8 protein-coding genes are annotated in these 6,078 nt (G+C 36.6%); 5 read left to right on the top strand and 3 right to left on the bottom strand.

Translation table 11 applies throughout. The features are described 5' to 3' along the window. The first annotated feature begins 794 nt into the window (after window positions 1–794). The 4 genes from J7E32_RS20645 to J7E32_RS20630 all read left to right on the top strand — a co-directional run bounded on the left by J7E32_RS20645 (window position 795) and on the right by J7E32_RS20630 (window position 2,924). Complete coding sequence (locus tag J7E32_RS20645) at window positions 795–977, top strand: hypothetical protein (RefSeq protein WP_214911300.1); 183 nt, start codon at window positions 795–797, stop codon at window positions 975–977. A gap of 4 nt (window positions 978–981) precedes the next feature. Beyond that, on the top strand, window positions 982–1,923 hold the full coding sequence (locus tag J7E32_RS20640) for a site-specific integrase (RefSeq protein ID WP_214911298.1): 942 nt from the start codon (window positions 982–984) through the stop codon (window positions 1,921–1,923). A gap of 102 nt (window positions 1,924–2,025) precedes the next feature. Next, window positions 2,026–2,196, top strand: a complete 171-nt coding sequence (locus tag J7E32_RS20635) for a hypothetical protein (protein WP_214911296.1) — start codon at window positions 2,026–2,028, stop codon at window positions 2,194–2,196. A gap of 197 nt (window positions 2,197–2,393) precedes the next feature. Beyond that, complete coding sequence (locus J7E32_RS20630) at window positions 2,394–2,924, top strand: DUF3967 domain-containing protein (protein ID WP_214911294.1); 531 nt, start codon at window positions 2,394–2,396, stop codon at window positions 2,922–2,924. 238 nt (window positions 2,925–3,162) lie between these two features. Here J7E32_RS20630 and J7E32_RS20625 read toward each other — a convergent pair whose 3' ends face one another. Beyond that, complete coding sequence (locus J7E32_RS20625) at window positions 3,163–3,333, bottom strand: hypothetical protein (RefSeq protein WP_214911292.1); 171 nt, start codon at window positions 3,331–3,333, stop codon at window positions 3,163–3,165. A gap of 189 nt (window positions 3,334–3,522) precedes the next feature. Between J7E32_RS20625 and J7E32_RS20620 the strand changes: the two genes are divergently transcribed. Continuing rightward, entirely contained in the window at window positions 3,523–4,413 is an 891-nt protein-coding gene (locus tag J7E32_RS20620; RefSeq protein WP_286183655.1) for a cytochrome c oxidase subunit II, read from the top strand. A 14-nt stretch (window positions 4,414–4,427) separates the two neighbouring features. Here the strand turns inward: J7E32_RS20620 and J7E32_RS20615 are convergent, their stop codons facing one another. Further along, complete coding sequence (locus tag J7E32_RS20615) at window positions 4,428–5,348, bottom strand: DUF3991 and toprim domain-containing protein (protein ID WP_214911290.1); 921 nt, start codon at window positions 5,346–5,348, stop codon at window positions 4,428–4,430. Beyond that, complete coding sequence (locus J7E32_RS20610) at window positions 5,345–5,908, bottom strand: replication/maintenance protein RepL (RefSeq protein ID WP_214911288.1); 564 nt, start codon at window positions 5,906–5,908, stop codon at window positions 5,345–5,347. Before J7E32_RS20610 ends, J7E32_RS20615 begins: the two co-directional genes overlap by 4 nt. Between the last annotated feature and the right edge of the window lie 170 nt (window positions 5,909–6,078).

Genomic DNA, 6,078 nt, shown 5'->3' with positions numbered 1-6,078 from the left:
GAATCTGGTGGATGAGAACTTCTAATCTGGTGGATTAGAAACATTTGTTCTTAAAACGATGAAAAAACCAGTATTATCAAGGGTTCAAGCCACTCTCTGTAAATTGAGCCTCTTATATTATCTTTTACTCTCTTTTTTCACCCTTTCACTTTTAATCTTTTAATCTTTAAAAATCTTTTTTGGCGGGACAGGAAAAAAAAAAAAATGGGCATGGCCCAGGGATTTTTCTGTTCCGTCATGTTGGCGTTAGCCGAAATGAATATTTCCGTCTGTCGAATCTATGATGTAATATGTCACAGACATCAGGAGTAGCGATCACGTTACATGGATAACAGCAAATAAATCATATTAACAGAAGGAGGATCAGCAGATTCGAAAAGTATTTTGAAAGGCAAAAGGCATAATTTTAATGGGCGATTCCTACGGAACGCTAAAACCTTTAAGAACGGAGCGAGTTTCAGAAGAATCATTATTTGGTTAAGAGGAAAACAACATTAGGGAGGAAGGTTTTGTCAATGGGAGCGAAGCGAATATTGACTTGCGAAGCAAAGGGTTTTTACCACTTTTTTTTACGGAAGCAGGGGAAAATAAACGGCTGACGAAGGAAGACGATTATTTTCACCCCAAAGGAAACTGCAAGCTGGCAAAGATCATTGATTTAAAGGCGTTATAAGACACCACAGCAAGGCTGTTGGCTTTTCCCAATTTTGGGTTTGTGTCGTCAAAAAAGCTATTATCTTAACAATTTTACATAGGGTAAGTCTGCCCTTTTTTAGAAATAGGAGGTGAGTTTAATGCAAAATACAAGAAAAATAGTAATTCGTCATAACGATGGATATGTCGTCATTCGTGTTCCAGAAGGTGATTTTGACTTTTGGTGTTATAACGCATCTGGTGAGCTGATCAGCGAGGGGTGGATTCCAAATCCTAAAGATAAATTTGAATTGGATGCAAACGAAAATATTTGGAAGGAGTGATAATTTGAGCAGACGCAAACAAGGCAGTTTATTTCATCAAATCAATAAGCATATGAACCAAAATTTAAACAGGATCGGTCAAAGTAAACATGAAGCAAAGCGACATTATCGCCAAGAATGCGAAAAACGAAGTATTCAATGGAACCCTGCAAAAGCTCCTGGCATTCATAGCATCAAAACCATGGAAGCATATAAACAAACGGCACAAGAGTTTTCGCACTGGATGAAAAAGCATTATCCAGAAGTGAAAAATATTCAAGATGTTGAAAGACAACACACCAAAATGTATCTCGAAGAACGTCAAGAGAGAGGTAAATCTCCTTGGACTGTAAGTAAAGACATGTCCGCATTTAATAAAATCTTCAATCACAATCTTACAAAACAAGAATGCGGCCTGCAGTTGAGAAGTTATCGAGATGCCGAACGTTCAAGAGTAAATCGTGAACATGATCGTAAGTACAATCCTGAAAATTACAGACAGCAAATTGACTTTGCCAAGGCTTTTGGAGTTCGTAGAGAATCTATCTATCGTGGAAACTATCAAGTGAAGGATGTATCGTTATACCGTTATGACGGCAAAATTTATGTATCTGTCATTGAAAAGGGTGGCCGCTATCGGGAAGCTCCATGTCTTGACCGAATGCAAGCAACGATTGAACAGCACTTTCCTCATATTCCAGAAAGAGATCCCCTCACAAAAGAACAATTCCAAGACCTTTACAATAACTCTCAAACTTATCTTTTTGATAATTACACCAACAAAATTGACAACCATGCCTTTCGGCATGAATATGCCAGGAATCTCTATGAAGAGTTGCAAGAGCAGGCTCCACCAGAGCGTGATATAACGCTCTATCGTGGCTATGACAGAGAGATTCTTCAAGAGGTATCCGAGGCCTTGGGGCATTCAAGAGTAAGTGTAGTTGTGGAACACTATCTCCGTTAATTTTTTTCCTGTCCCGCATTGTAAAATTCAATGGTTTAGCGTAAAACATAGGGTATCATAGAGAAAAAAGGTGAATTTATTTTCAGTTTGGAGGAGTTCATTATGACGAATAGAGAAGCTATTGGTTATATGTTGTTGGCTTGTAAAGAACTTAATTTGGACAAAGAGGCTACTAAGAAGTTGTTTGGTGCGATGTATTGGCAATTTGATTTGAAGACAGAAGATGAAGCCGAAGAACTGGGTCATGAATGGTATCACAGTCTTGACGAGTAGAGATTAAATTATCGTATAATTAAAATGGTTTCTTCTTACAGGGAAATCAGTGCCGAACTTTTGACAGAAGTGCTACGCACATAAAAAACCACTCCTGAACACTGGCGGGATAACAGTGTTTCAATAGGGGCGGTTTTTTATTTTGAAAAGGATTTTCATGCTGATATGTTGAATGTTATAACAATGAGGTGGATGCTATGTCGAATGAAACGCAACAATCACAAGCGGTTTACAGCTCTAACGATGTAGCTGTAACCTTACAGATCCAGGAAAGCACTTTAAGGAAATATTGTTTGATTCTGGAGAAGAACGGTCATGAGTTTTTAAAAAACGAACATGGTCACAGAGCATTTTTCGATCATGATATTATCGTTTTGAAAAAGTTCAAAGAACTTAAAAGTGGTAGTGATATGACGCTTGAACAGGCTTCGAAAGCAGTGATAGCATGGAAAAATGGAAACTCCATAACAGAGCTTGACACACAGGAAAGCAGTTATGTCGCACGTTATAGCGACCTATTGGAAGAATTCAAGTTGTTCAAGCAACAGCAAATGGAATTTAATAAGGAGCTTCTAAGTGAGTTAAAGAAGCAACAGGATTACATAAATCATCATTTGGAAGAACGTGATCAGAAGCTCATGCTTTCCCTTAAAGAATCTTTGGAAGCAAAGCAACAATTGGCACTTGAAGAAAGTAAAAGGAAATCCTGGTGGAAGTTTTGGAAATGAAGATTCATCTTGGTTTTCCAAGAAAAATAAAGGTAAGCATTTTAATTTCAAGAAAAATCCAGGTAAGGGGTGTTGTCTTTGAAGCTGAAAAGGACAATTAAACGGAAGACCGAGGAACCACATACAAAAATTCAGGATTTCGGTATGTCGAAGACAATAAAGAAAATTGATAGAGCGTTAGTGCTTTTAGGCAATAGAAGGTAGATGCGGCCGCAATAAAAAAAGTAAGCATAAATGCTTACTTTAATAGTGCCATCAAAATGAGTAGGAGAAAAATGGACTTTGGAATGCTGAACTTCCAGCCGAGGTTGTTGCGTTCCATTGTGACGGGATCATCCTTTTGAAGATCCCGTATCAGATTAGCCAAAATTCTTCCTGCTTCCAACAAAAACATCAATACAAAATTCATACTGAAATTCCCCCTTAAAAATTCGTCTATCTTTAATATCAAAAAAGAGTCCATAATCCTTTTTAGGAAAAACGAGTTTTTTTTATTTTTTTTACAGTAACCATTTCACAGCCAAATGCAAGACTTATTTAATGAATTACTCCAGAAGTTTCCATTTGAAACATTGAGGGAAAAGCGGGTGTGCGAAAGATGAAAAAAATACTGATATTATGCAGTCTACTGGTATTGTTACTGGTTGGATGCTCTCAAGAAAAGAAAGAGAATAGTAATACATACAAAGGAGAACATGGGACTTACGAAATACTTGATACTCGGTTAATAAAAGATAATGGAGCGTTAAGAGAAGAATTTGCTAAGTTGCAATGGAAAATAAAGTACACTAACACAACGGATGAAGTAAGAAAACCTATTGATGCAGTTGAATTAGATATGGTTATTGAAAACGAAACAGATGTCGAATTAAACGAAATTCCATTTGATAGGATAAGACATGCAGGTGAAGAAACAGAGGAACAAAAATTAATGAATAATGGCTTCTTAAATGTAAAACCAGAAGTCACATTAGAAATAACAGTAGAGGCTACTATAGAAGAAGCGAAGATCGACTCGATCTATTTACGAAACAGAGATGTAAAAGGTGAAAATGGAGAGGAATTTGAAAAAAAAGTAAAAAATGAAGACCTGGATATTGTAGGAGAAAAAGAGGATATGGAGACCTCGGATAAACCACTGATTATAAATGTCCAGGCGAATAAGGACAGTTGGGAATTCTCATATCCAAATAAAGAAATTGTTACAATTAATGACTTAGTGGTTCCTACAAATGAAAAGGTTTATTTCAAGCTGTTGCCTTCCGATTTTGGACATTCATTCTGGATTCCTGCCGTTGGTGGAAAAATGGATACAAAGCCTGACAACGCCAATGAATTTTGGCTCGAATTTGATGAAAAAAATGCTAATGAAGCAGGCGGGATATTTTATGGCAGATGTGCTGAACATGGATCGGATATGGACTTTAATGTAAAAGCAATTCCACGAACTGAATTTAATCAGTGGATTGAAGAAACAAAAAGCGAATAAAAAAGCCAGGGCTGCTAGCCCTGGCTTTTTTGTTTTAAATAGTCATTCCAGTCTTTGCACTGGTTAGGTGGTAACATCGGAGATGCCTTTATTTTAGTTTGTACGCTTTCAATAAATGTTTTTCCAGCAATATCATTATCAACGCCCAAATGGATTTCAGTGAGGCTTGGATAACGTTTCAGGAAGCCTTCTATGACTTCTTCTTTCAATCCTGCCATAGAGACCAGGAGAACGTCTTGTACGCCTTTGTAGATGTTCCAAAACGAAAGTAGGTCTATTGCACTTTCAAATACGCATAAACGCTTGGGAGTACCTATGCTGATGTTGTATCCATATCCGTATTCGGAACCTTCCGAAACACCTTTGAAACGTTTATCAGTGAGTGTTCCATTCAGTTCAGCTCCTACAACCTCTCGGTTGTTAGTGATCCAGGGGAAGACGATATTACCACGTTCATCCTGCATCATTAGCTTTTCTTTTGCGAGATTTTGGACTATACTTTTATCAATACATCTGGTTTTTATAAGGTAAGCGAACGTTCTTCGCATATCTTTTTGAATAGTTGGTAAAGAAAATTCTTTGGAGACTTGTACAGTGTTGGTCGCACTTTCAAGTCTTTTTTTTGTGTCCGTAGAAAAAGAACTGTTGGTTAGATCTGCAACTGCTGTCTTGAAGTCCATTCCATAGTAAACTTGCATAAAGTCAATTGCATTACCTTCTATCCCTCTGCTATTCCACCAATAAAAAGAACCTCTGATAATAAGGCTATCATGGTCTTTTAGTCTGTATCGACCATGATTATCTACTTTAACAAGATCTTCTCTTCCAGATAAGAACTCTACTAAATTTGTATTTCGAGCTTGCTCGGCTTGTCCAGAGGTGACTTGTTGTAAATGTTTGGGGATCTCTCTGAATCTATCAGCTAATTTACTCATACTGCTTTGAGTTCCTTGGTAGGAGCTTCTGGTTCAATTTTAACCTCTTCTTTTTGTTGAACTTTTTGCTCTTGAATTTGATTAATGACACTTTGGAAAGTTCTTCCGTTCATATCATAATCGATTGAGAGACTGATTTTACTTTCTCTATTTTGGAAGATATCTGCCCAATCTCCTTTACCAAATAGATATGGATTTGCTGTATAAACACCTCTACCAACTCTTTCAAGGATTTTCCCTTCTACGAATTTTGATAAATTGTTATCTATGGTTCCAGTAGATATATCAAGCTGTTTAGCGATTTCTTTCTTCACATGAGAATTTAAAACTATTTCGTTTGTATAGTTCATTCTCATTAGTAGTTGAAGCAACAATCCAGATTGGTTTGTTTGTAGATCACTAAGGTAGAGAATATCTCTTAAATACAATTTTATGAACTCTGGTTGATTAGGAACCTTAGTAACAGTAGTTGTTGATTTATTTGTTACTTCACCTGTCTCTGAGTTGTATCCAGTCACTTCTGTTTGCTGTCTTAAAAGTCTTTTTTCTGGTAATGACATGATTTTATAAACCTCCTAACTTCATTTTTTGTTGTGTCAATCCTCACTGAATTTAATGAGTATCAACGTAATCTATCATATAGAAAACAATACCATTTGACAATTAGAAAAATGTCGAACACCTTTCTACCTATTTACATTTTTTAACATATTACTCTATTAATCCTAAT

Source organism: Bacillus sp. ISL-55 (genome assembly GCF_018613155.1).
GTDB lineage: Bacteria > Bacillota > Bacilli > Bacillales > Cytobacillaceae > Mesobacillus.
Note: the sequence above shows the minus strand (reverse complement) of the source record. Positions and strands in the feature narration are given on the sequence as shown.

What these genes read in the sequence shown, in the direction of transcription:
- J7E32_RS20625 (WP_214911292.1), bottom strand. Translation starts at nt 3,333, where the DNA reads ATGAATTTTGTATTGATGTTTTTGTTGGAAGCAGGAAGAATTTTGGCT.
- J7E32_RS20630 (WP_214911294.1), top strand. Translation starts at nt 2,394, where the DNA reads ATGTCGAATGAAACGCAACAATCACAAGCGGTTTACAGCTCTAACGAT.
- J7E32_RS20615 (WP_214911290.1), bottom strand. Translation starts at nt 5,348, where the DNA reads ATGAGTAAATTAGCTGATAGATTCAGAGAGATCCCCAAACATTTACAA.
- J7E32_RS20620 (WP_286183655.1), top strand. Translation starts at nt 3,523, where the DNA reads ATGAAAAAAATACTGATATTATGCAGTCTACTGGTATTGTTACTGGTT.
- J7E32_RS20610 (WP_214911288.1), bottom strand. Translation starts at nt 5,908, where the DNA reads ATGTCATTACCAGAAAAAAGACTTTTAAGACAGCAAACAGAAGTGACT.
- J7E32_RS20635 (WP_214911296.1), top strand. Translation starts at nt 2,026, where the DNA reads ATGACGAATAGAGAAGCTATTGGTTATATGTTGTTGGCTTGTAAAGAA.
- J7E32_RS20645 (WP_214911300.1), top strand. Translation starts at nt 795, where the DNA reads ATGCAAAATACAAGAAAAATAGTAATTCGTCATAACGATGGATATGTC.